Genomic DNA, 25,072 nt, shown 5'->3' with positions numbered 1-25,072 from the left:
CCGTCCAGAATCGAACGTCCAGATCAAACGCAGGAGTTTTCAAAGATGAACCAGACGATCCGCAACACTCAGCAGGAGACAAACGTGAGCCTAGATACTGCAGTTAGATCGAAGCCTGACGAATTGGTTCCGTCGCGCTACGCGCTGAAGGTCGGCGAGATCGACGTGCTGGTGGTCAGCGACGGGGTGCTGCCGCTGCCCACCAAGATGTTGGGACACAACGCCGACCCGGCGGTGCGGGCGGCCTGGCTGAAGGACATGTTCCTGCCGCAGGACGCTTTCGACTGGGCGCTGAACGCGGTTCTGGTGCGCAGCGGCGGTCGGACCATCCTCATCGACGCAGGATTGGGAGGCGACCCCGACTTGCACTTGCCACGGGCCGGGCAGTTGATCAAGCGACTGGACGCCGCCGGGATCGATCTTGCGTCCGTGACCGACGTGGTACTGACCCACATGCACATGGACCACGTCGGCGGGCTGCTCGTCGACGGGGTGAAGGACCGGCTGCGCCCGGACCTGCAGATTCACGTGGCGGCCGCAGAGGTCAAATTCTGGGAGTCGCCCGATTTCTCCCGCACTTCCATGCCGCCAGGATTCCCGGACGCGCTTCGGTCGGCCGCCAAGCGGTTCGTGAAAGAGTACCACAATCAACTGCGGCAGTTCGATGAGGAGCACGAGGTGGCGCCGGGCGTCGTCGTCCGCCGCACCGGCGGCCATACCCCCGGGCACAGCGTGGTCCGCCTCGCGTCCGGCGGTGACGCGCTGACATTTGCCGGCGACGCCGTGTTTACCGTCGGGTTCGACCAGCCCGACTGGCACAACGGTTTCGAGCACGACCCCGAGGAGGCGGCGCGCGTCCGGGTCCGTCTTTTGCGGGAGCTGGCTGAGACCGGCGAGATGCTGGTGGCCACTCACCTGCCGTTCCCCTCCGTCGGCCGGGTGGCGGTCGATGGCGACGCCTATCGTTGGGTCCCGGTCTTCTGGGACTACTGACCACGCGTCGGAACGGCGGGAAGGGCCGAGGTGACGTTAGCAGAAGAGGCCGCCAACTCAGGCGGCCTTACTCTCCGGAAGGCGGTTGCTGGTCCACTCGCTGACGCGCCTCCAGCCCGTCAGCAAGGGCCTTGTACTCGCGCGCCATTTTTTCGAGCTCTTCTCTGGTTTCCTTGTGCCCTGTGATGGCAGCTTGGAGACGGCAGTCGCGCTCTAGTGTGCGGTACTTACGATGTGGCATTGTGACCCCCTCGTCACAAGGAAAGACCGTTTTTAGCCGATGCTCCTTGGCCGGGAAATTAACTGGGATAATCGCCGCCGGATTTGCTCAGGGGACTGGACCTCCTTAGGGAATGGCCCTTGCGTTTTTCGGCCGAGGATGTGTCGGGCATAGGAAACCGTTTCAAGACTTCGGCGGCTTCTATGGCGAATTGTCGCGGACTCTCCAAATCCTGAGTTTCTCGCTGGCACGGCGGAGATCGTCGGCGACCGAAGATCAGGCGTGCCGGGAGGAAATGCAATGGACGTCGTGTGGAGCATGGTCACATTTTTCGGCCACGCCATCGATGCGCTCGACAAGCGCCTGGACGAAATCCGCAATCGTCTCGCCATCGAATATTGATCGGAGCTCGGCCGCGGACGCAAACCCATTGACGTGTCGCGACGAGGGCGACGTCCGCTTTGCCTGTCAGCGATCGAGTTCGCACGGCGGCGCAATGTGTCGTGAAGGACCTTGAAGCGAACATCTCGACCTCACCTGCCTCGTGTCCTGCCTCCGAAAGCGGACGTCGCGCTCGATCAGCAAAATCAAGCTCTTACACCTCATCATCTGAGCTTTATCGAAGAGCGGGCGGCGGCGAATGACTGAATGCGCGGCGTGCCTTCGCAAACGCACTCGCGCCCGGGCGTTGCCCCCGAGGACAACGCGAACTTTGCTCGATCCTTGTCGACGTCCTGCCTGTCAGCTATTTTGATTGAGCGGCTTCCTGCTCTCATCCGCGGCGGCTGCATTCAGCGGCCTTACGCCCTCATATTCGGCCGGGCCTTAGCCTAAGCGGGTGTTGGGCAAGTCGCCACGGTGTTAACTTGGTCGACCAGATCAGCCGTTTTTGCACTGCTCCCGAAGGAATTGCATTTTAACAATCGTCGCTTGACGCCACCACCTTTGCTCTGAAATCCTGATTCGATGTCATCGGGGGATTTCGTTTGTCGAATTCTGACCTTTATGACGTGATCGTCATTGGAGGCGGTCCGGCGGGCTCCACAGTCGCGTGGTCGCTAGCTCGGCGTGGCGTGCGTGTGGCCGTCATCGAGCGTGCCATCTTTCCACGCGAAAAGGTCTGTGGCGATTTTGTCGAACCCGCAGGACTGCGAATCCTGGAGAGCATGGGAGTTCGCGAGGCACTGAACGTCGCGTCGCTGTCGCCGATAACATCCACCCGCATTTACTTCGGCCCAAAGCTCGGTTTTCGCGGTGCGATCCCGTACTATCAAGCCGACCACGGGTTACCGCCCCACGGCTTTGTCGTGCCCCGCCATATCCTGGACCAGCATCTTTTAGACCGCGCGCGAGCCATGTCGGCCAAAGTGTATGCCGGCTACGCCGCAGGTGGAATCCGACGTGAAGATGGTTTGATCCATGTCAATGCGCGAGCCAAGGACACCGACCTCACACTTAGATCACGGCTGATCGTAGGTGCGGATGGCGCGGAATCGCTTGTTGCCAGGGCGTTCAACCTCGAATCGAACGACCGCGCTCACATCTCGATAGCCCAGCGTGCCTATGTCGAAGGAATTTCGGTACAGGATGGTGAAGCAACCGTCTGGTTCGATGAAGACATCGTGCCCGGTTACGGCTGGTTGTTCCCCATGGCTGGAGGCAGGGCGAACATTGGAGTCGGCACGCTCAGTGAGACCTGCAGCCGGCACGGTCATTCCGTGCCCAAGGCTTTCGCCGCGTCAATCGAGAGACTCAGGATCCGACATCCCGGCTGCGCCGGCATCAAATTGGTCAGCAAGCCGATCGGTGGTGTTGTGAAGATGTATGGCGGGGTCGGTCCGAATTATTTCGACGGCGGAGTCTTGATCGGCGATGCCGGTGCGTTCGCCGATCCGATGACCGGCGAAGGCATCACGCAAGGCATGGAGTCGGCTTTGATCGCCTCCTCGACCTTACTAAAATCCCTCGAGCTCGGAAAATTTGATGCCTCATTCCTGGCGACCTTCGAGCGCGAATTTCGATCCTACTTCGATCCGGGCATGCTCTTCCTCGGCTTCTGCGCCGCGGTGATGCGGAATTGGCACTTCCGTGAATTTTGGATGCGGTCGGCAATGCGCGGCTGCGAAAGGGCAATGGCCAGCAAAGACTTTGCCCGTACTGCAGGCGCAGGCTTCGGAGGCTTGAACGTGCATCCTCTCGGCATTTTGCGAGAGATCGGGGCAAGTATCCTCCACTACCTGAGCGAAGGCGCGCTGAACGCTCTGCGAAACCTCGTCATCCAGGGGACGATCGGCAACCAAGCAATGCTCGACGACCTGGTCGTGTGGCAGAGCGCCTGGAAAAGCTCGGTCGACGCCGATCCCGACTGGCACGCAGCCTGGGTGGCCGATATCACCAAGAGAGCTGCGAAACTCGGCCCATCATTGTTGAGCCGGGAGAATCCCAGAGTTCGAGGATTGTTGGTCTAACCATCAGGATTTCGAGGAGAAGGCCCGTGGTCTCCAGTGCATCGCAGCGCAAGAAGTCTGACCAAGCGGCGAAGTCCGAAAGGGAAGTCGCGATCATAGGCGGCGGCATCGCAGGATTGACCTGCGCGCTGCGCCTGTCGGAGCGCAATTACGAGGTGACGCTATATGAACAGGACGCGATGTTGGGAGGCCAACTCTCCTCCAAAAAGAGCGGAAAGGATGGCATGTACCACGACGTCTACACCCATCTGTTCTGTGACTGGTACGTGAATTTTTGGCGAATCGTAAAGGACGACCTGAAGATCAAACGAGAGGATGTTTTCGAGCCGCGATTCAGCGTCAAGCTTCTGCTTGATCCTCGCGGTTCCCGAGATTCGAACAACGGCGCACCAAAGTACGTGGAATTAAAGAACCCAACCACGGCGCAGAACGTTATAGACAATCTCTCGTCAGGAGCACTACCCACTCCCGACATGTTTCTGGTCGGCTTCACTCTTCTTGACTTGGTCTCGCAGCCGTTTAGTTCGTCGATCCTTCAGCAACAGTCCTTGAACGGCTTTTTGTACTCGCGCCCTTACGCCACTGAGGACTGCGCCGATTTGCATAATACCATTCTGAACGAAATTTGGTGCACTTCGAGCAGCGACACATCTGCTGCAGCCTACAAGGACTTCGTCAAACACTCGCTTGGCAGCCGCGGCTTGCCGTTTGCCTGGCTGTTGCGCGGAAGCCTCGAGGAGAAGTTGATCAAACCTTGGCGGGACAAACTGGAGAAGGTCTGTAAAGTCGAGATCTCTGCTCCGGTCGACAAGGTCGAGCTCGCAGATGACAACAAGATAGAGCTCACCCTGGCGAACGGCAAGAAGGCGACGCACGCGAATATCGTGTTGGCTGTACCTGCTCCCGAACTTGCAAACCTCGTGATGAAGGGCAGGCCCGAACGAACTATCGTTCATCGCATCCCGGAACTGTCCGAGCTCCAACGCATGAGAACGGCGAATATTCTCGTTGTGACCGTGGTCTTCAACGAGAGGCTTCCCGATATCCCTCGCGAGCACGTCGGGTTGGCCGCGTCTCGTGGTTACCTGACCTTCATCGACATCTCACAACTGTGGACCGATTTGAGCGAGAAACCACGGACGGTTCTGGTGCTGGCCGCATCTGACGCGAGCCATTATCCCGCGGGCGACGACAAGCTTTGGGGCCATTTGATGTTGCAAGAGTTGGCAAGGTACCTGCCTTCGGTAGAGCCGGGTGACGAATGGGGAGACCCCAAAAGCAATATCGATTATTCGAAATCACTTGCCCAAAATAACCGCACTCATCCACTGTTTCTCAATGACATGAATTCCGAGCAATTGCTGGTTGAACCATATTATCCTGAGCAGTTGCAGAACGTGTTCTTCGCCGGCGATTTCTGTCGCAACGACGTGAATATGGCCACGGTTGAGTCGGCAGTCTTGAGCGGCCTCCACGCGGCACACGAGTTGGTGAAAAAAACGGATGGAAAGTCCGACATCTCTGTCGCGCTCTGCGACCTTCCCAGCTCGGCACAATTTGCGGCGGCGAAGCTCGTTTTGCTTCCTCTTGCCTATGCTGCTTTGGCCTGGTCAGCGGTGAATGCCGGCGTCCGTGATTTGGCGAGCAAGGACCCGGAAGAGAGCCTGACACCTCTCTCAATGCTGGCGTTGATCCCGCCAAGATACCTGGCTGATATGGTGGTGAGCCTCGAGAATCTGGCAGTTGCTTTGCTTTCGCGTCACGAGCCTAGCGGTTCAAACTGGCTGCTCCAGCAGGCTTCGGGAGCAGTGGCCCGGCGCCTGCTCGCGGCAAGCGATCGCCTCCGCGATGCCGCCCCTGAGGGATCGGCCGACACGCAGCGCACTTTCGCCCTGATGACGGATGTTCTCAGGGCGATGGGGACTCGGATCAGTGAACCTCGTGTCGCGCCTGCCGAGAGGGTCAGCCCGCGAACGACGCGCATGGAAACCAGTGGGCTCCTACGCGGCTCAGGGCGCTACCGGCCAAATTTTGACTATGCTCGAAGGCATCGCGTGAAGCCTTGAACAAAGAGGTGCTTGATCAGCATCGTTGAAGCGCGGGCGACCGAAGGGGGAAGATGTCGCGATGTCGAAGGCAACGACAGAAAACATAATAGCTCAGCTTGGCTTCAGGGAGGAGATGCAGCAGCTTCGGGAAATTCTTGACACCTGGATTCGCGGCGCCGACGGCCAGATCAAGCCGCTGCTGGAATGGCAATTCATAACCAGCTCGAAATATTTCAGGCCTCTCACTATCTTCAGCGTTTATCGAGCCATCACGGACGAGCCGATTCCGAACCGTTTGATCTATTCCGCGGCCGTGGTCGAAATGATGCATAATATGACGCTCATCATCGACGACATCGTCGACGGATCAGAAGCGCGCCGAGGCAGGCCGACCCTGCATTGCCAGTTCGGGCTCCTGCAGGCCCTTATGGCTTCCGGCTATATCGTAGCCGACGGCTTTCGGATGACGGCGGGAGACCGAATCGATATCCGTCTGATTTCCGACTTGATCAAGCGTCTGGGGGCTGCCGAATGCCTGCAGTGGAATCTCCGACGACAACCGCTCGGGGTCAAGGATTGGCTGGTTATCGCCGGCGAAGATACAGGCTCAATGTTTGAGACATGCGCATGCGTCGCCACCAGAGACGATCGGCTTCGCAAATTTGGCGGGCTGCTCGGCGTCCTTTACCACGGATGCGACGACGTGGGCGATGTCAAAGGGCTGGAGTCACTGGGCGGCGGCGGAGAAGAGGACCTGAGGGATGGAATTCTTACGCTTCCCGCCTCGATCGCCATCCAAGACGAGGTGATCGCAGAATTGTTCTGCAAGCCAGAGCGATCTGCTGACGAGCTGGAGCAAATCGCGCGGGCGATCAAGGCCGCCGTACCGGCCGCCGAGGAGCAACTCGACCAATTGGCGGCGGAGGCCAAATGGGAGGCACATCTGCATAGCGCCAACCCGGCAACTTTGTACGCGCTTGTCGACCATACTCGAGAGCTGTCGCGGTCGTGTCCCCAGTGATGGTGTAGCTCGGTAGAGCAAAGCCGTCCGCACGCGCGCCCTACAATAGCGCCGTAGCGGGCGGACGGCTTTGCGGTGGTCACCGGCGATTCGCCGGTAGGGTCGGGTTGCTGACACCAACCTGATTCGAGGAACCACCGATGACCGACGAGATGATGAACCTGCGGACGCTCGTGGAGAAGACCCCTGATGCGGATCTGCTGCGCGAGATGATCGGCTTTGCCGCCCAGCGCCTGATGGAGCTGGAAGTGGAAAGCCAGACCGGAGCCGCCTATGGCGAGAAGAGCCCCGAGCGCCTGGCCCAGCGCAACGGCTACCGCGACCGCATTTGGGAGACCCGCGCCGGCGCGGTCGAACTGCGCATCCCCAAGCTGCGCAAGGGCTCCTACTTCCCCGGCTTCCTGGAGCCCCGTCGCATGGCCGAGAAGGCGCTTACCGCGGTGGTGCAGGAAGCCTACGTGCAGGGCGTCTCGACCCGCTCGGTCGACGATCTCGTGCAGGCCATGGGCATGAGCGGCATCTCCAAGAGCCAGGTGAGCCGGCTCTGCGCCGAGATCGACGATAAGGTGAAGGCGTTCCTCGCCCGTCCGATCGAGGGCGACTGGCCGTATTTGTGGATCGACGCCACCTACGTGAAGGTGCGCCAGCAGGGCCGCATCGTCTCGGTCGCGGTGATTGTCGCGGTCGGCGTCAACAGTGACGGCCGGCGCGAAGTTCTCGGCATGGATATTGGCCCGTCCGAGGCCGAGACGTTCTGGACCGCGTTCCTGCGCAAGCTCGCGCGCCGCGGCCTACGCGGCGTCAAGCTGGTCGTGTCTGATGCCCATGAGGGCATCAAGGCCACCGTCGCCAAGGTGCTCAACGCCTCCTGGCAGCGTTGCCGCGTGGGGTCGTTGAAAAAGCTGCAATTGGCTGATTTCGTTTTCGTCGGCGATTCGCGATCGGCGGAGCAAACGAGATGCTGGGGCGCAAGGAGCGGGATCAGTTGGAGCTCTTCATCACTGGCTCGCTCAAACAGCTCGTCCCAGATGAGCACGTGCTGGCGCGGGTCGATCGTGTGCTCGACCTATCTTGGCTAAGGGAAGAGGTCTCCGACTGCTATTGCGCGAACGACGGTCGGCCAGGCATCGATCCAGAAGCCGCGGTACGCCTGATGCTCGCGGGTCTGCTCACCGGCATCGTACACGATCGCAAGCTGATGCGTGAGGCTCAGGTCAACATCGCCATTCGCTGGTTTGCTGGTTATGGCCTGCACGAGCAGCTACCGCACCATTCCAGCCTGACGCGCATCCGCCAGCGCTGGGGCGAAGAGCGATTCCGTAGGATCTTTAAACGCACGGTCGAGGCCTGCCTGAAGGCCAAGATCGCAACAGCCGAAGTGGTTCACATCGATGCGTCGCTGATCCGCGCCAACGTGAGTTGGGACAGCCTCACCGAGCAGCATGTGGTGGATGTGCTGAGCGAGAATCAAAGCGAAGATGAAAGCGAGGCTGAGAGGAAGGGCCGGCAAAGCGGCAAGTACAAGAAGATCTGCACCACCGATCCGGATGCGACAATGGCCACCAATGCCCGAAACCGGCGGCTGGAGCCCGCTTACAAGCAGCACACTGCCGTCGATGACAAGGTCGGCGTTATTCTGGACGTCGCGGTCACGACTGGACAAACGAACGAAGGGGAGATGATCGAGCCGCAAGTCGATGAGGTTGAAGCGATTGCGGGCATCGACATCAAGGTGGTCACCGCCGACGCGGGATATGCCTACGCTAAAGTCTACGGTGCGCTCGAGCGGCGCGGCATCGATGCCCTGATCCCAGCTAAAGCCGAACCAATCAAGAGTCGCGTACCGCTCAGACGCTTCCGGTACGACGCCAAGAACGACATCTTGAAGTGCCCGCGAGGACGTATCTTGCGCCCCGCGCGGCCCATCAAGCACGGCCGTTTCTTTTACTCGAAGGCGAAGGATTGCGCCCGGTGTCCGCTCAAGGGCGATTGCCTATCCAAAGGGCGAGTTAACAAAGCGGTCGTTGTCGGTGACGATTATCCGGCACTGCTCCGCGCCCGCCGCCGTCGCGAGCGATGGAGTAAGCAGGATCGACGGCTCTATCAACGCCATCGCTGGCGCTCAGAGGGCTTCCACGGCGAAGCCAAAACCTGGCACGGACTAGCGCGCGCCATACGGCGCGGTCTACCGAACATGAAGATCCAAGCCTACCTGACGGCCGCCGCCATCAATCTGAAGCGGCTGGCAGCCGCTCTGCTTGCGCTTATTCTGCCTTGGATTGTCCTCATAGTGCGTTTGCGGCTTCAGATCGCCCCGTAGCGGGTTTTGATGCGAGGGCCACGACGGGGCCGGTCGCTGCATCGCGCGAAATCTATTGGCCACTTCTTCAACGACCCCCGCGTCCACTTCATGCGCAACGCGCTCGCGCATGCCGGCAAGAGCGGCCGGCGTGTCGTCTCCGCCTTCATCGCCACCGCGTTTGCCCAGGACGATGCCGAGGCCGCAAAGACCCAATGGCGAAAGGTCGCCGACCAGCTCCGCCCCAAGCTCCCCAAGCTCGCCGGCTTCCTCGACGAGGCCGAGACCGATGTGCTCGCCTACATGACCTTCCCGCCCCAGCATCGGACCAAGCTGCACTCGACCAACCCGATCGAGCGCCTCAACGGCGAGATCAAGCGCCGCACCGAGGTGGTCGGCATCTTCCCCAATGAGGACGCCATCGTTCGCCTCGTCGGTGCGATCCTGCTCGAGCAGAATGATGAATGGGCCGTCCAGCGCGCCCGCTACATGACGCTGGAAACCATCGCGCCGTTGAGCGATGATCCCGCCGTCAGCTTCCCGGCAATCGCCAGCTGACCTGTCCGGCCCTCGCCGGCGAACGCGGTGTCCCACCGCCAGTTACACCACGCCTAGGGACACGATCGCTGTCGCGCCGTTAAGGCCTGATGGGCTTTGGTTGAATCGATGCGAGCCGAGAGCTCAAAACACCTCTGCCGTAGGGAGAGGTAAACCCCGGACGGCAGACCGAGCCTGATCTCATCAAGCTTTTAGCCTGAAGCCACGGGCGCAAGACGTGAAATCTCCGCCATGAGCGATTTGGCTTCCCGCAGGTCGGCGGTTTGGAAACTTCGACGGAGGCAGGAATAAATAGGCGTTAGAATTTCCAGTGCGGCGACATGATCGCCGCCGCGCGACAGTAACCGCGCCAGGCTCGTGGCAGCACGAAGCTCCCAGGCCTTGTGCCCGAGCGATCGCGCCAGCTCTATAGCATTGCGAAAATCCGCCTCAGCCATCGCGGGCTGCCCTAGTTCAAGCCTGAGCTCGCCGCGCCAAGTCAAGGTGTGCGCTCGCCATATCAATTCCTGAGGGTTCGCGACCAGAGCGTCCTCCACGGTTTGCACCGCCGCTCCAACATCGCCAGCTCGCGCGTGCGCCTCCGAGAGCAGCGTGAGGAAGTAGGTAATGGCGACTTTCGCTCCTGAGCTGGCGAAGCCAGCCAGGGCCTGGTTGATCAGTTCCACGCCTTCAAGGCCGCGTCCAAGCTGCGATTTGGACCAACCGAGCAGTACACGCGCCAGATCCGAGGCGTAATTGAGCCCGTGCTGCTGTGAAAGGGCAAAAAGCCGTTCGGCAACAATCTCCACCTGTCGCGGGGCCCTGAGACACCAATGGAGATTGCCTTTGAAATGCAGCGCCATCGCCATTGCATAGGGATCACCGCTTTTCTTGGCGAGATCCATCGCACGGGACATCCGCTCGCGCGCGAGATCAAGACGACCAGCCTGCCAGGCGGCGCGGCTCGCCACGCCTATCGGGATGATGAGATAGGATGCGGCGGAAATCGACTTGGTATCAAGCATCGGAGAGAGCTTGGCGAAGTACTCCTCTACTCCGGAAATGTCTCCGGCGTAGAACCGCGCCTGTACCTGCGCATAGTGGGCGAAAAACAAGTGGCTGGAGTTCGGGCCTTCAGTCAAGGCGATATCGAGGATCTCCTTCGCAAGCGAGGCGGCGGTCGCGTAGTCGCCCGTGAAGAATATCGAGGCCCAGGTTCGCGCGCCCTGACGTACGAGTTGCGCGACGTCGCCGAGACGTTCCGCGAGTGCCCGAGCGTGCGCGCCAAGCTGCATAGTCTCCGGGGCGGAATAACCTTTGGTCACCTGCAGCACGCGCACAAGCGAGCTGCAGAGGTCCAGTTCAGTCCTGTCGCGCTCTTCGGATGGCGGCAGCCGCTCCAGCAGCGCACTTGCCTGACGGAAGCCCTCTTCCGCTTCCTTGAACGCGCATCGCGCGAGAGCCGCCTGTCCTGCATTTTTCCAAGCGGCAATTGCCGGCTCGGCTTCCGCCGCTTCTGACCAATGCCGGGCAAGTAGCGCCGGGTGCGCCGCGGCCAAGGCGGGAAATTGTTCACCGATCGTCCGCGCGACGCCTGCATGCAGATCGCGCCGCTCGCTCTTGAGTAACCCTTCGTAGGCCGCGTCGCGAATCAATGCATGCCTGAATTGGTAGGTCGCTCTAGGAGGTTTGCCTTGCATGTAGATCAAATCCGCCCGAACGAGTGCATCGAGTCCTGACTGTACGAAGTGGTCCGAACCCGGCATGACCGCTCGAAGCAGCGGGTAGTCAAATTCGCGTCCAATCACGGCCGCGACCTGCGCCACCCTCCGCGCCGGTCCAAGCCGATCCAAGCGTGCGGTTAGCGAATCAAGCAGAGTCGCGGGAATATCGTGTGGTGCCGGATCTTGATCGCCCTCCAACAGGAATGACAGCAATTCTTCCGCAAAAATTGGAACGCCATCGGAGCGTTTGACGACCCGAGCCATGACATCCTCGGTCAAATCGATATCCGAGGATCCAGCGATCATCTCGCCGATCTCGTCGTCGCTCAATCTTCCCAGGACGATCGACTTGTCCGTCTTGCGCAATTGCCAGGGCGGGTTGTACCCTTTCCTCGCCGTGGCCAGCACCATCAGTGGAACGTCGGCACTCCGCTCGATCAACATCCCAATCAGCTCGATGCTGGAGGGATCAACCCAATGAAGATCTTCGATGGCAAGGATCAGCGGCTGGCGCTTCGCCAGTTGCAGCACCCACTCGGCCAAGCCCGCCAATAGTCGTCCCCTTGCTTCTTCCGGCGGGACCTGTTCCGGCTGATGATCTTGCGCCGGCGGAAGATTCAGCATGTCTGCAATGAGAGGCATCATCGCCGTGGGATCGAGCCCATTGAAGCTGATCGCGCGCTCAAGCTGGCGCATCTGGCCTTCGGCCCTTTCGTCTTTCGTACGGTCCAAAGCTTGCGCCAGCAGTCCGGTAACCGAATGGAATGGGGTACTCTCGGCGAAGCGCTCACCGGCACAGTCCATCCAAATATGCGCATCTCTGATACCGGCGCGGAATTCTCCGACCAAACGCGACTTTCCAATCCCCGGCTCGCCGCTCAGAAGAACGTACTGTCCTGCGCCCTTCTGCGCAGAGAGCCAACTCGACGACAGCGCATCGAACTCGCGCTTGCGGTTGACAAACAAGGTTGCCCCGCGAACACCATCCTGCCGCCAGCTTCGACCGACGCCGCTCGGAGCGACTGCCCGGTAAAGGTGGACTGGACGCGCAATGCCTGCCAGTGCGGAGGTGCCATAGTCCTCCACGATGAACTGGCTCGATACAAGATCGTGCACGGCACTCGTCATCAAGACTGAGTTGGGAGCGCACTTGGCCTGAACGCGCGCCGCGATGTTGGGGGTATCGCCGAAGACTTCGACCTTGTTGGTGCCCAACTGGTCAATGACCACCCACCCACTGTGGATTCCAACGCGCACCGCGAGTTCGGAGCTTATCTTTCCTGCAAGCTGCCTGTTTAGCGGCTCGAGCGTCTCGATGATCGCAAGGCCGGCACGGACCGCACGTTCTGCATCATCTTCGCTCGCAGTTGGCCATCCGAAATAGGCAAGCACGCCATCTCCCATGTATCGGGCAACATAGCCCCCCAAACCCGTGATAGCGCTCCCGGCTGCCTCAAGACACTCGGTTACGATGTCGCGCCACTCTTCGGGATCGCGTTCGGACGCAAGGCGGGTCGAGTTGACCAGATCTCCAAAGAGCACGGTCAAATGGCGCCTCTCGCGCTGAACGCGTTCGGTTGAGAACCCGGCGATGCTGTGCGGGCCCAATCCGGACAAAGCGGGAATTGATAAAGGGGCACCGCAATCGGCGCAAAACCGCTTGGCTTGCTGACTGGCCGCACCGCACTTTGTACAACGCATGCCACGCTCGCAACTTATGTTGGTTCGAGCCCAGCGGCAAAGCAACTACTCGGGCCGACCCTTAATTCCACCCACGGCAATTGTTTGGTTATCCTACCATTGATCGAAGCTCTTGAGCAAAGACAGATTCCCCATAACGATGGCAGGACCATTCGCGGACCCACCTCGTATCTTGCCGTGAGAACGGTCGCTCACGACAGGACGGCGCATGGACAGTCGTAGTTTACTAGCGCTGCGGTTGTGGCATTATCGTAGAATATTTTAGATTGTGATTATGGCGCGTTCTGCACGATGGAGCTTAAGAACGCAACGGTATACCGATCGATGCCGACTTGGACCGGTTCGTCGCAGGCATTTTTCTCATCGCTTTGGCCGCGTAGCATTCCCATGAGGCGGCGCAAATGGATAGGTCGTTCGTCATTGCGCATATTTCCGACCTGCATCTGGACGGATCGGGCCGGCTGCTTCCCGCGATCGATGCTCTCGCCGCTGCGCTGGGCGAGAGGATGCCGGAGTTTTCGACAGTTCCAGATCGCATCCTGCTGATGACCGGCGATCTCGTGAATGATCCGAGGCCGCGCGCGCTCGACGAGGCGCTCGCGGTCATCGCGTCCTTCCGGCAAAGCGGCTTATTCACCGACATTCAGGCGGTCGCCGGCAATCACGACGTCAAGCGTCCGAGCCAGCGCGGCGGCCGGCACGACGCCTACGACTACCTGCATCTGCCGCGGACGTCGAAGAGCATCTACTACCGCCAGTCCGGCCTGGACCTCGTGCTGCTGGATTCCAACAGCGCCAGCCTCTCCACGCTCGAGAGCAGCACGATCGATGCGAGCGCCTACAACGCGATGGTGTCCCGCTCCGCGCGGCTGAGCGTCGAACTCGCAGGGAATCTAGGCTCGGCCGGACGCGCCGACTATGCCGAGCCCGCAGAAAACCTGGTGCGCGTGCTGGCGCTGCATCATCATCCGCTGCCGCAGGCGACCGGCGAGGGAAAGCGCTTCCTCGGCGTCCCTGACGAACCGCTGATGTATCTGGCCGCGCCCGCGACGTTTCTCGAAGCGGCTACCTCGCTCAACGTGAATCTGATCCTGCACGGTCACCGGCATGTTGAGGGTCTCGCCCGCTATTCGGTCCCCGATCCGCGCGCCACAGCGAGCGAGGGCGGCGAGGATTTCTGGCGCACGATCTACGTGCTCTCCTGTCCATCCTCGACTGGGCAGGGCGGCGACGAGGCCGGCTTCAACATCATCCATTTCGGGCCGTCGCCCGATGCGGGCAGCCCGCATTACCGGTTCGCCATCACCCGGTATTCGCGACTGCGCAATGATGGTGCCTTCAAGCCGCTCGATAGCAACCTGCCGGACGGCATCATCAGGCTTCCGGCGGGGCGCGATTTCTCCCGCGATCCCGCCTTCCAGTCGGCGATCGAGATCGCCTCATGCGCGACGTTGAACCGGGATCTGCTCGTGGCGCTGGCCCGCCGGTTGCTGGCGCGGCGCGCCTTCTACGACGATCGCGAACTGAGCTGGGCGGACGCGCTCTACACCTATCTCGTCACGTCAAAGGCGTGGAATGATCTCGACAGCAAGTCCGCAAAGCCGGGGGGCAAGCCGCTGGGTGCGGCGAGGGCGCTGTTGAACGCGTTGGTCGAGCAATCGGCGGATGTGCTCGGCGTCGATCGCGCCGAGCTCGACGAGCTCCGTGCGAACCCGCTAATCAATCGTGCCGACCTGCTGCGCCGACTTCCGAAGATGCCGCGCGAGGGCATCGACGTGCAGCAGCAGATCCGGCAGAGGCTGCGGCTGCTGCTGGACCTGAACGATCAGGTGAAGGCGCTCGGCCTCGATCCGGGTCTCGGCAACGAGGCGCCAGCGGGAACGCCGCACTGAGGATGCGGCGGCCTGTCGTTAACTGGCCGTTAGGGTTAACAGTCTATTGCTGACGCGTTCGGCTCGATCAATCGGCTCAAGAGTCAAGGCGTCATGCGTCAACGGTTCAGTCCAGCCCGGCTTCTTGCGTCCACGTCGCTGGTTGCGATGGTGACGGTCAGCCTCGGCGGCTGCACCGCCATGTCGAAGCTCTCCGACGTCACCGGCTCGGTCGGATCGCGAGCGGAAGCCGCTCCCGCCGATCCCGCGCGCGCCGTCGAAGCCTATGGCGAGCGCTACCGTGCAAATCCCAAGGACGCCGACGTCGCGCTCGCTTATGGCCAGGCCTTGCGTGCCAATGGCCAGCGTGCGCAGGCCGCCGCCGTGCTCGAGCAGGCGACCATCGCCCACCCCGGCAACAAGGCGCTGCTGGCCCAATACGGCCGCGCGCTCGCCGACAACGGCAATTTCCAGCAGGCCTTCGACGTGCTGTCGAAGGCGCACTCGCCCGACAATCCGGATTGGCGCCTGCTCTCCGTGCAGGGCACCGCGCTCGATCAGATGGGCCGGCATGAGGAGGCGCGCAGCTATTATGCGAGCGCGCTGAAGATCATGCCGGGCGATCCCGGCGTGCTCTCCAATCTCGGTCTGTCCTACATGCTGTCGAAGGACCTGCCGAAGGCCGAGGAAGCGCTGCGGCAGGCCTATGCCTCGCCACGTGCGAGCGGCCGGGTGCGGCAGAACCTCGCTCTGGTGGTCGGCCTGCAGGGGCGCTTTGCGGAAGCCGAGACCATCGTGAAGGCGGACCTGCCGCCGGACCAGGCGGCGGCCAACGTCGCCTACCTGAAGGACATGCTGAACCGCAACGAGGCGCCGCGCGGCGCGGCCAAGCGCACGCCGGTCGCCTCCCTCAGCCAGTCCGACTGATCGGCCGTTTCTCGAGACGGCACGGACCGCGTGCGCGGCCGCAGCGATTTTGCCCTGGGGATCAGTTAGTTCGCTGGATCCGCAAGGCCTTGAGCCGGCGGTTGCCGGCTACTTTGCATGGGGTTGTTTTTCGATATTTTGCGATCGGCCGCACGTAGTCAGGCCGGGCCTGACCTCATCGCGCCCTAGTGCAGCTCAGCGACCTTGATGCCGGTCGGTCCGAGAATGACGACGAACAGCACCGGCAGGAAGAACAGGATCATCGGCACCGTCAGCTTCGGCGGCAGCGCGGCCGCCTTCTTCTCGGCCTCGTTCATGCGCATGTCGCGGTTTTCCTGCGCCATGACGCGCAAGGAATGGCCGAGCGGCGTGCCGTAACGCTCCGCCTGCTGAAGCGCCAGACAGACCGACTTGACGCCCTCGAGACCGGTGCGCCGCGACAGGTTCTCATAGGCGACCTTGCGGTCCTGCAAGTAGGACAGCTCGGCCGTGGTCAGCGTGAATTCCTCCGACAGCGCGATCGACTGGCCCACGATCTCGGTGGCCACTTTCCGGAACGCCATTTCGACCGACATGCCGGATTCGATGCAGATCAGCAGCAGGTCGAGCGCGTCCGGAAAGGCGCGCTTGATCGAGAGCTGGCGCTTGGAGATGGCGTTCTTGAGAAACAGCATCGGCGCCTGCAGGCCGAGATAGGCCGCGCCGATGCAGATGCCGATCTTGATCGGCATCGGCTTCTCCATATGGGCGATCAGGAACACGTAGAGGATAGCGCCGATGAACAGCACCAGCGGGGCGACCATGCGGGCGAACAGGAAGGTGATGTAGGGCGCGTGGCCGCGATAGCCCGCCATCACCAGCTTCTCGCGCGCGGCTTCCTGCGCCAGCCATTTGGTGAGGTTGAAATCCTCGACCACCTTGGAGACGAGCTGCTTGGGGGTCTGGCGCAGCGAGACCTTCTCGCCCTTGGAAAGGCGCTCGCGCTCGCGCTGCCGGATGCGCTCGCGCTCGCTCGCCACCGCCTTCATGCGCTTGGCGAGGCCTTCGCCGGCGAACAGCGGCATCACCAGCGTATAGACGGTGGCGCTGGCGGCGATGGCCGCCAGCAGCATGGTCATGAAGCGGACGTCATGCAGTTTCGCGACGAGAAATTCGACCATGCGGCACCGTCAGAAATCGAAGTTGATCATCTTCTTCATCACCATGATGCCGATCGACATCCAGACGACGCAGCCGACCAGCATGAGCTGGCCGGTGGGATGGGTCCACAGAAGCGAGATGTATTGCGGGGTGGTGAGATAGACCAGGAACATGACGATCGGCGGCAGCGAGCCGATGATGCCGGCCGAGGCCTTGGCCTCCATCGACATCGCCTGGATCTTCTCTTTCATTTTCTTGCGATCGCGCAGCACCTTGGAGAGGTTGCCGAGCGCTTCGGAGAGGTTGCCGCCCGATTTCTGCTGGATCGACACGACGATGCCGAAGAAGTTGGCTTCCGGCAGCGGCATGCGGTCGTAGAGCCGCGCGCAGGCCTCGCCGAGCGGCATTCCGATCGCCTGCGTCTCGATGATCGCCAGGAATTCGCTGCGCAGCGGCTCCGGCGAATCGGCGGCGACGACCTTGATCGATTCGAACAGCGGCAGGCCGGCCTTGATGCCGCGCACGATCACGTCGACGGCGTCGGGCAGGGCGGCCAGGAATTTGTCTTCGCGGCGTTTCTTCAAAAAGCTCAGCGCCCAGCGCGGTAGGCCGAAGCCGCCGGCAAAGGCGAGACCGGCGGCGCCGATCAGGCCTCCGCCGACGAACAGTGCGACTGCACCCAGCACGCCGCCCAACACGGCGGAGACGATCCAGAATTTCTGCGGCGTCCAGTCGAGCCCCGCCTGCGACAGGCGGACGCTGAGCGGAACGCTCTTCTCCTGCTGGCGCCGCGCCTCGAGATCCTTGAGCGTGGTCTCGACCTGCTCGCGGCGCGAACGTTGGGTCTTCTCGGCCGCGCGGGCCGTGGGGGCCTCGGCGCGGGCGATCGAGGCACGGCGGCTCTCCGCCTGCCGCTCGCCGGACAACAGCGGATAAAGGAAGACCCACGCGATGCCGCCGGCGGCGGCGGTCGCAAGGAAGGTGAAGGCGAGGACCTGCATGTTCATGGTGGCACCCTGCTCACGCCTTCGCCGCCGCTTCGGCCGCGTCGAGCGCTGCGGCCAGGCGATTCTCCTCGCCATAGTAGCGGGCGCGTTCCCAGAACCGCGGACGGCCGATGCCGGTCGAGCGGTGCCGGCCGATGATCTTGCCGTTGGCGTCCTCGCCCATGAGGTCGTAGACGAAGATGTCCTGGGTGATGATGGTGTCGCCTTCCATGCCCATCACCTCGGTGATGTGGGTGATGCGGCGCGAGCCGTCGCGCAGTCGCGCGGCCTGAACGATGACGTCGATCGAGGCGCAGATCATCTCGCGGATGGTACGCGAGGGAAGGGAAAAGCCGCCCATCGTGATCATGGATTCGCAGCGTGAGAGCGCCTCGCGCGGATTGTTGGCGTGCAGCGTGCCCATCGAGCCGTCATGGCCCGTGTTCATGGCCTGGAGCAGGTCGAAAGCCTCGGGTCCGCGGACTTCGCCGACGATGATGCGTTCGGGACGCATACGCAGGCAATTGCGCACCAGTTCGCGCATGGTGACCTGGCCCTCGCCCTCGATGTTGGGCGGGCGGGTTTCCAGCCGGACCACATGGGGCTGCTGGAGCTGGAGCTCGGCCGCGTCCTCGCAGGTGATGACGCGCTCGTCGTGCTCGATGTAGTTGGTGAGACAGTTGAGCAGAGTCGTCTTGCCCGAGCCGGTACCGCCGGAGATCAGCACGTTGCAGCGAACGCGGCCGATGATCTGGAGGATCTCCGCGCCCTCCGGCGAGATCGCGCCGAACTTGACGAGCTGATCGAGCGTCAGCTTGTCCTTCTTGAATTTGCGGATGGTAAGCGCGGGACCGTCGATCGACAGCGGCGGCACGATGGCGTTGACGCGGGAGCCGTCGGCGAGGCGGGCGTCGCAGATCGGCGAGGATTCGTCGACGCGCCGGCCGACCTGGCTGACGATGCGCTGGCAGATGTTGAGGAGCTGCTGGTTGTCGCGAAAGCGGATGCCAGTGCGCTGGATCTTGCCAGCGACTTCGATATAGACCGTGCCCGCGCCGTTCACCATGATGTCGGCGATGTCGTCCCGCGCGAGCAACGGCTCGAGCGGGCCATAACCGAGCACGTCGTTGCAGATGTCGTCGAGCAGCTCTTCCTGCTCGGCGATCGACATCACGATGTTCTTGATCGCGATGATCTCATTGACGATATCGCGGATCTCCTCGCGTGCCGATTCGGAATCGAGCTTGGCGAGCTGAGCGAGATCGATGGCCTCGATCAGCGCGCCGAAGATGGTCGCCTTGACCTCGTAATAGTTGTCCGAGCGGCGGGTCTCGATGGTCGGCGCGGGCTTGGCAGGAGCAAGCGGCGGCGAGACGACGGCCGGCGGGGGCGGCGCGCGCGACACCGTGGGCGCCGAAGCCTGGACAGGCTCTGGCGACACGGCACCGGGCTTGGGGGCCCGAAAGTCGGTGTCTGTTCCGCTACGCTTACCGAACACTTAACAACTCCATGCGGCGGCCTATTTTCCCCGCAACTTGTCAATCAGGGGTGAAAGCAGGGACGACTTTTGCTTCTTGGCCTCGCTGCGGCCGGTCAGGCGCTGGGCGATCTGCAGGAACATCTCGATCGACTTGTGGTTGGCGGAGATCTCCGCGATCATCTGGCCGTTGTTGGCGGCGGATCCGAAGATCTGCGGCTCGAACGGAATCGAGACGACCGGCTGGCTCTCGATCGCCTTGGCGAACTCGGCGGCGGCGATCTCCGGCCGTTTCGGAATACCGACCTGGTTCAGGCAGTAGAGCGGCGGCCGGTCGTTGGGACGCGCGGCCTTGAGCAGATCGAACAGGTTTTTGGTGTTGCGCAGGTTGGCGAGGTCCGGCGCCGCCACGATCAGGATGTCGTCCGCTCCGATCAGCGAGCGCTTGGTCCAGCCCGACCATTGATGCGGGACGTCGAGCACGATGCAAGGCATGGTGGAGCGCAGCGTGTCGAACACGGCATCAAAGGCCTCGCTGCCGAAGTCATAGACCCGATCGAGCGTCGCCGGCGCCGCCAGCAGGCTGAGGTGATCGGTGCATTTCGACAGCAGGCGGTCGACGAATGCGGTGTCGATGCGATCGGGCGAGAACACCGCGTCTGCGATGCCCTGCGGCGGATCCTGGTTGTAGTCGAGCCCGGCGGTGCCGAAGGCGAGGTCGAGATCGGCGACGACCGCGTCCATGGCGAGGTCGCGCGCGATCGCCCATGCGACATTGTGGGAGATGGTGGAGGCGCCGACGCCGCCCTTGGCCCCGACCACGGCGATGATGCGGCCGACCGCCTTGGCTTCCGGTGCCGAGAACAGGTTGCAGATCGATCGCACGACGTCGATGGCGCCGACCGGCGCGAGCACGTAGTCGCTGACGCCGCGACGAACCAGTTCGCGATAGAGCATGACGTCGTTGATGCGGCCGATCACGATGACGCGGGTGCCGGCATCGCAGACCGTGGCGAGTTGGTCGAGGCCGGTCAGGAGGTCGCTGCGGCCGTCGCTCTCCAGCACGATGACGTTCGGCGTTGGCGCGGAGCGGTAGGCTTCGATGGCGGCCGCCATGCCGCCCATCTGGATCTTGAGATGGGCTTTGCCGAGACGGCGATCCTCGCCGGCCGATTGGACGGCGGCGGCGGTCTCCACCGTCTCGCAGAAGGCCTGGACCGAGACGCGCGGCGCGGGCGCAATATGCTCCTCGACCGGCGGAGGAGGGGCCTCCGGCTGCTCTTGTTGAGTCTGGCGAGCGTAGCTGATCATCTGCCGGTGTCGCTGAGTTTGGCCTTGTCGGCTTCAGGATAGGTGATCGCCGTCGGAGTGCCCTTACGGTACTTCTCGAGAAGCGTCGTGCGCCGTGCCGTGTAGGACGGCGTTTCGGGCCGCGGCTGCTCCAGGTCCGACGGATTGTCGACCATGGCGGCGAGGTTGCGCTGATAGGCGCAGCCGAAGTTGTAATACTGCTTGTTCTCGAACCAGCCCCTGTTCTTCATCGAGGGGCCGATGTCCTCGGGCCACACGCCGCAAGGGCCGGCGACCGCCGCGATCTTCGAATAGGTCAGCCGGATCGGTGGCAGGAAGCGCCTGTCCTCGGGCTGATAAGGGCGCGCCATGACGGCGCGTGGCGGCACGCCGGCGGCCGCCATCATCGCCTGGATCTCGCGCAGCGTTTCGGCCGCCGGACGCGCATTCGGCGTGCCGGCCGGCACGTCGATATGGATCGCGCCGGTACCCTCGCGCAGCCAAGCCGACGCCAGACCCATGACGTCGGCGCGCTGAGCCGGCGTCAAGCCGCCGCGGGCATGGCCGACGAAGACGACGATCGAGCGGTTCTGCTCTTCGATCGCGATCGGATGGCGCTGCTTGTAGTCGTCGGGAATGGAAGCGGTGACCGCCTCGTCGTGCTGGCAGCCGCCGAGCGCCAGCGCCATACCGACGAGTGCGCCACCGAGGCGGATGGCGCCTTTGCGAATCTGGGGTGGTCTTGTGATCATAGCGAAGTCCCCGTTTCCGCCTCAGTCGGTGATGAAGCCGTAGGTGCCGCGATAATTCCGCGCCGGATCGGTCCGGCCAGGCACGCCGTAGATGCGATTGATGTTGCCGATCAGCTCGGCCTGCGGATCGGCGGGTGCGGCAAAGCCGTCATCCGGACGCGACAGGTCCTTCTGCGCCACCGCGCGCACGATATAGGGCGTCACGATCACGACGAGCTCGGTCTGATTGTTGACGAAGTCGCGGCTGCGGAACAGCGTTCCAAGAACCGGAAGCTGCATCAGGCCCGGCAATCCGCTGACCGCCTGCTTGGTCTGATCCTGGATCAGGCCGGCCATCGCCATTGCGCCGCCGGACGGAATTTCGAGCGAGGTCTCCGCGCGCCGGGTTTTGATCGAGGGCACCGTCAGCGAGTTCACCGAGGTCGAGGTCACGGCCTGCGACAGCGTGATCGCATTTTCGTTGGACAGTTCCGACACCTCGCTCATCACCCGCAGGCTGATCTTGCCCTCGGTAAGCACCACCGGGGTGAAGTTGAGCGAGACGCCGAACTTCTTGAAGCTGATCTGGGTAGTACAGACATGGGTGGTGGGATCGCACGCATAGCCGGCCGGCACCGGAAATTCACCGCCGGCGACGAAAGTCGCCGATTCACCCGAGATCGCGGTCAGGTTCGGCTCGGCCAGCGTGCGGATCACGCCGGCGGTCTCCATCGCGCGCAGAGTGGCCTGCACCGACGGGCCTCCGCCGAACTTCGCGGTCAGATTGTTGCCGTCCACGAGATTGCGGCCGAGGGCCGTGAACGGGTTGGAGTTGGTGAAAGTCACCACCGACGTGCCGTAGTTGAGATTCGCGGAGAGATCGATGCCGAGCTGCTTGACGATGCTCCGCGCGACTTCAGCGACCGTGACCTTCAGCATGACCTGATCGCGGCCGCGGACCACGATCGAGTTCACCACCTTGTCCGGGCCACCGGCGAGCCGGGCGGCGAGATCGTTGGCCTGCTGCGCCTCGATCGGGTTGGCAGCCGTACCGGTCAGGATGACGCCGTCGCCGAGGCCGTCGATCTGGATGTCGGAATTGGGCAGGATCTGCTTCAGCGCGGCGCGAGCGCCGTTGAGATCGCGCTTGACCGCGATGTCATAGGCCGCGATCTGCTGGCCGGCGGAATCGAAGAACACGATGTTGGTCTGACCGACGGTGGCGCCGATGATGTAGGCGCGCTGCGCCGAGCGCACCACCGCATTGGCGATCTTCGGGTCGGCGACAAGCACGTCCTTGATGTCGCGCGGCAGGTCGATCACGACCGACTTGCCGACGCCGAGCGAGAGGAAGCGCGCGTTCATCTGGCCGTCGGCCGCGATCGGCGTCACGGGGCGGTAGTCGGCGGCGAGCACGGGAGTAAGCATCGGGTTGAGCGTCAGCGCGGCCACGGCGGAAAACGACAGGGCGCGGACCACCGCGGTCCGCAGCTTCGCCGTGTTGACCCTGCATGTCATCTCGCAAGTCCTCATCGTATCTTTGCCGTCTGGCTGGGTACGCCGTAGCGAATGATCGAAATGCCGTCGCGCTTTTGCGCGGACTCGTCGAGGAGCGTGTTGTCGCTCATCTTGACGTCGGCAATGCTGCGTAGCGCCAGCGACAGCGTGCCGCTCTGGCGGGCGGCGGAAAGCGTCGAGGTCTGCGCGGGATTGAGCTCGAGGGTGACGGTCTTGCCGACCACCGCGTTCTGGCCGTCCTTTTCCTTCGGTGCCTGGTCGATGGCGAGCACGCGGACATTGGCCAGGATGATTTCGGAGGTGACGATGTCCGGCGCGCTGCCGCTCTCGTCCGGATTCTTGAGGCGCCGAGTGAGAAGCACGTCGACGCGATCGTTAGGCAGGATGAAGCCGCCGGCACCCGTCTCCGGCGAGATCTCGGTGGAGACGGCGCGCATGCCGCTCGGCAGGATTGCGGCCATGAAACCCGAGCCCTCGGCCTTGACCAGCTTCTGGTCGCGGATCGGCTCGCCCTGGATGAAGGGCGCCCGGGCGATCGAACCAGTGACCTGGGTCGCGCCATCGGGACGCTCATTGCGGCGGATGAAGGTGGCGCTGGCGGTCGCTGACGGCCAGGTCTGCCACTGCACGTCTTCGGGCTTCACGGTCTGGCCGAGGCCGATGTCGTTCTTGGCCACCAGCACGTCGACGGTCGGAAGCTGCGCGACCGGAGCGGGAGGCGGCGCAGAATTGTCCGAGCCGCTCGCGAGGTACGCGGCGACACCGCCGGCGCAGATCGCAACCGTCAGGACGACAATGCGTGCCCTATTCATACGCTTCACTTTCCAACAAAACGCCGCGACGCTGCCGCCGCCGTGATCGGCAGTTGACCAGCTATTCGTCAAAGCATGGTTAATGAGGCGTATCTAAATCGCCTTAACGCCCGGTGTATCCCGTGCGTTCAGCGCAGTGCGAGGTGGGCGAGGTCGATCGCCTTCACCCACTCGGTCTCCGGGTAGACCATCAATGCGCTCGTCGCGAGCGCAATGCCGTAGGGGATGCCGCTCTCCTTGGCATGCAGCCGCGCGAGCCAGGCTTGGCCGGCAAGCCCGTAAGGCAACGGCCATTGCCGGAATTGCAGCAACAGCAGCGTGAGCGCCCCGCCGAACAGCGAGGCGTAGAGCAGGAAATTCATCAACTGTGCGAAGCCGAACCAGAGCGCGACCGAGGCCGCGACCTTCGCGTCGCCGCCGCCGACCCAGCCCATCGCGAAGCAGGTGAAGGCCACGACCAGCATGAGCGCGCCGGCGCCGACATGAGCCAGCATGTCGTAAGGTGCCATGCCACCGGCAATGGCGAGCACGAAGAAGCCGGCGACCAGCGCCAGCGACACGCGGTTCGAGATGGTCATGGTGAAGAGATCGCTCGCCGCCGCGAACGCCATCAGGGCCGGGAACAGCAGAAGGCGCGCGAGGTCGAGAATCATGGGCTGTTTCCTGGGATCAGCGCATCTGTCGCGGGATCGGGGCGTCGCCGCACGCTAGCCGGCCAGTGCTAAACAAACCGACAACGGCGATGGCGACCTCGGCGCCGGGAAAACCCGGGGCGGGCGGCTTCACCAGATGCTGGCAATTCGCGCCGCGAGCGCGACCACCGCGAGCAGCAACGCAAGACAAACCCAGTAGGCCGGCGCGTCGGTCCGCACCGTCTCCGCCTGGTTTGCCGTGAACGCGGCATCGGTCCTGTACTTACGCAACACGACGGGAACTCGATGTGTCCAGAAAAACAAAGGCCCCGGCAATCCGGGGCTTTTGCTGCGGTCTGTCCGGCCGCTTACTTCAGCGAGGAGCTGATCGCACTGAACTTCGCGTTCAGCGTCGTGCCGAGGCTGTTGACCACGGTGATGATTGCGAGCGCGATGCCGGCAGCAATCAGACCGTATTCGATTGCGGTGGCACCGGATTCATCTTTCACGAAACGCGCAATCAAGTTCTTCATGAGCAAAACTCCATCTCGGGTGGGGCGGCCGCGGTCGGGCGCTGTCCTCTACGCGCTCGAACATGAGAGCCGAGCTCTTTCGGTAGAGTTAATCCGATCGGGGAAACTCGAATGCCGGGCGATGCTTTTCGCGACGGTGAATTT

18 protein-coding genes and 2 pseudogenes are annotated in these 25,072 nt (G+C 62.6%); 9 read left to right on the top strand and 11 right to left on the bottom strand.

Annotated features, from left to right (window positions below; genetic code table 11):
- Positions 1 to 45: 45 nt before the first annotated feature.
- The 7 genes and pseudogenes from MTX21_RS22395 to MTX21_RS22365 form a co-directional block, all read left to right on the top strand.
- Positions 46 to 993, top strand: coding sequence for an MBL fold metallo-hydrolase (locus tag MTX21_RS22395; RefSeq protein ID WP_280966845.1), 948 nt, complete (start codon positions 46 to 48; stop codon positions 991 to 993).
- A 1,230-nt stretch (positions 994 to 2,223) separates the two neighbouring features.
- Entirely contained in the window at positions 2,224 to 3,681 is a 1,458-nt protein-coding gene (locus tag MTX21_RS22390) for an NAD(P)/FAD-dependent oxidoreductase (protein WP_280971413.1), read from the top strand.
- 26 nt (positions 3,682 to 3,707) lie between these two features.
- Complete coding sequence (locus MTX21_RS22385; RefSeq protein ID WP_280966843.1) at positions 3,708 to 5,747, top strand: FAD-dependent oxidoreductase; 2,040 nt, start codon at positions 3,708 to 3,710, stop codon at positions 5,745 to 5,747.
- A 61-nt stretch (positions 5,748 to 5,808) separates the two neighbouring features.
- On the top strand, positions 5,809 to 6,750 hold the full coding sequence (locus tag MTX21_RS22380) for a polyprenyl synthetase family protein (RefSeq protein ID WP_280966842.1): 942 nt from the start codon (positions 5,809 to 5,811) through the stop codon (positions 6,748 to 6,750).
- A 140-nt stretch (positions 6,751 to 6,890) separates the two neighbouring features.
- Positions 6,891 to 7,637: pseudogene (locus MTX21_RS22375) on the top strand (IS256 family transposase); the annotation flags it as partial.
- Positions 7,638 to 7,708: 71 nt separating this feature from the next.
- The gene (locus MTX21_RS22370; protein WP_280965647.1) at positions 7,709 to 9,070 is read left to right on the top strand and encodes an IS1182 family transposase; all 1,362 of its coding nucleotides are present in this window, start codon (positions 7,709 to 7,711) and stop codon (positions 9,068 to 9,070) included.
- Positions 9,071 to 9,148: 78 nt separating this feature from the next.
- A pseudogene (locus MTX21_RS22365) lies at positions 9,149 to 9,607 on the top strand (transposase); the annotation flags it as partial.
- Between the two features lie 191 nt (positions 9,608 to 9,798).
- Here the strand turns inward: MTX21_RS22365 and MTX21_RS22360 are convergent.
- Entirely contained in the window at positions 9,799 to 12,858 is a 3,060-nt protein-coding gene (locus tag MTX21_RS22360) for an adenylate/guanylate cyclase domain-containing protein (protein WP_280971311.1), read from the bottom strand.
- Positions 12,859 to 13,412: 554 nt separating this feature from the next.
- Between MTX21_RS22360 and MTX21_RS22355 the strand changes: the two genes are divergently transcribed.
- Together MTX21_RS22355 and MTX21_RS22350 are read left to right on the top strand one after the other, a co-directional pair.
- Positions 13,413 to 14,903 (top strand): metallophosphoesterase, encoded by a 1,491-nt coding sequence (locus MTX21_RS22355; protein WP_280966841.1) that lies wholly within the window; start codon positions 13,413 to 13,415, stop codon positions 14,901 to 14,903.
- 93 nt (positions 14,904 to 14,996) lie between these two features.
- Positions 14,997 to 15,809 (top strand): tetratricopeptide repeat protein, encoded by an 813-nt coding sequence (locus MTX21_RS22350; protein WP_280966840.1) that lies wholly within the window; start codon positions 14,997 to 14,999, stop codon positions 15,807 to 15,809.
- A gap of 185 nt (positions 15,810 to 15,994) precedes the next feature.
- Here MTX21_RS22350 and MTX21_RS22345 read toward each other — a convergent pair whose 3' ends face one another.
- The 10 genes from MTX21_RS22345 to MTX21_RS22300 all read right to left on the bottom strand — a co-directional run bounded on the left by MTX21_RS22345 (position 15,995) and on the right by MTX21_RS22300 (position 24,928).
- Positions 15,995 to 16,969 carry a type II secretion system F family protein gene (locus MTX21_RS22345; RefSeq protein ID WP_280966839.1) on the bottom strand — a complete coding sequence of 325 codons (975 nt, stop codon included), beginning with the start codon at positions 16,967 to 16,969 and terminating at the stop codon, positions 15,995 to 15,997.
- A gap of 9 nt (positions 16,970 to 16,978) precedes the next feature.
- A complete protein-coding gene (locus MTX21_RS22340) occupies positions 16,979 to 17,956 on the bottom strand; it encodes a type II secretion system F family protein (protein ID WP_280966838.1) in 978 nt (325 codons plus the stop codon).
- Between the two features lie 13 nt (positions 17,957 to 17,969).
- Positions 17,970 to 19,433 (bottom strand): CpaF family protein, encoded by a 1,464-nt coding sequence (locus MTX21_RS22335; protein WP_280966837.1) that lies wholly within the window; start codon positions 19,431 to 19,433, stop codon positions 17,970 to 17,972.
- Between the two features lie 21 nt (positions 19,434 to 19,454).
- The gene (locus tag MTX21_RS22330) at positions 19,455 to 20,723 is read right to left on the bottom strand and encodes an AAA family ATPase (RefSeq protein ID WP_280966836.1); all 1,269 of its coding nucleotides are present in this window, start codon (positions 20,721 to 20,723) and stop codon (positions 19,455 to 19,457) included.
- Positions 20,720 to 21,454: a CpaD family pilus assembly protein gene (locus MTX21_RS22325; protein WP_280966835.1), complete on the bottom strand. Its 735-nt coding sequence runs from the start codon at positions 21,452 to 21,454 to the stop codon at positions 20,720 to 20,722. Before MTX21_RS22325 ends, MTX21_RS22330 begins: the two co-directional genes overlap by 4 nt.
- 21 nt (positions 21,455 to 21,475) lie before the next feature.
- Entirely contained in the window at positions 21,476 to 22,951 is a 1,476-nt protein-coding gene (locus tag MTX21_RS22320) for a type II and III secretion system protein family protein (protein ID WP_280966834.1), read from the bottom strand.
- 11 nt (positions 22,952 to 22,962) lie between these two features.
- Positions 22,963 to 23,763 carry a Flp pilus assembly protein CpaB gene (gene cpaB / locus MTX21_RS22315; RefSeq protein ID WP_280966833.1) on the bottom strand — a complete coding sequence of 267 codons (801 nt, stop codon included), beginning with the start codon at positions 23,761 to 23,763 and terminating at the stop codon, positions 22,963 to 22,965.
- 128 nt (positions 23,764 to 23,891) lie between these two features.
- Complete coding sequence (locus MTX21_RS22310) at positions 23,892 to 24,416, bottom strand: prepilin peptidase (RefSeq protein ID WP_280966832.1); 525 nt, start codon at positions 24,414 to 24,416, stop codon at positions 23,892 to 23,894.
- A gap of 129 nt (positions 24,417 to 24,545) precedes the next feature.
- Positions 24,546 to 24,689 carry a hypothetical protein gene (locus MTX21_RS22305; RefSeq protein WP_280966831.1) on the bottom strand — a complete coding sequence of 48 codons (144 nt, stop codon included), beginning with the start codon at positions 24,687 to 24,689 and terminating at the stop codon, positions 24,546 to 24,548.
- Positions 24,690 to 24,763: 74 nt separating this feature from the next.
- Positions 24,764 to 24,928: a Flp family type IVb pilin gene (locus tag MTX21_RS22300; protein ID WP_280966830.1), complete on the bottom strand. Its 165-nt coding sequence runs from the start codon at positions 24,926 to 24,928 to the stop codon at positions 24,764 to 24,766.
- Positions 24,929 to 25,072: the final 144 nt, after the last annotated feature.

This window comes from Bradyrhizobium sp. ISRA430 (genome assembly GCF_029909975.1).
Classification (GTDB): Bacteria; Pseudomonadota; Alphaproteobacteria; order Rhizobiales; family Xanthobacteraceae; genus Bradyrhizobium.
Note: the sequence above shows the minus strand (reverse complement) of the source record. Positions and strands in the feature narration are given on the sequence as shown.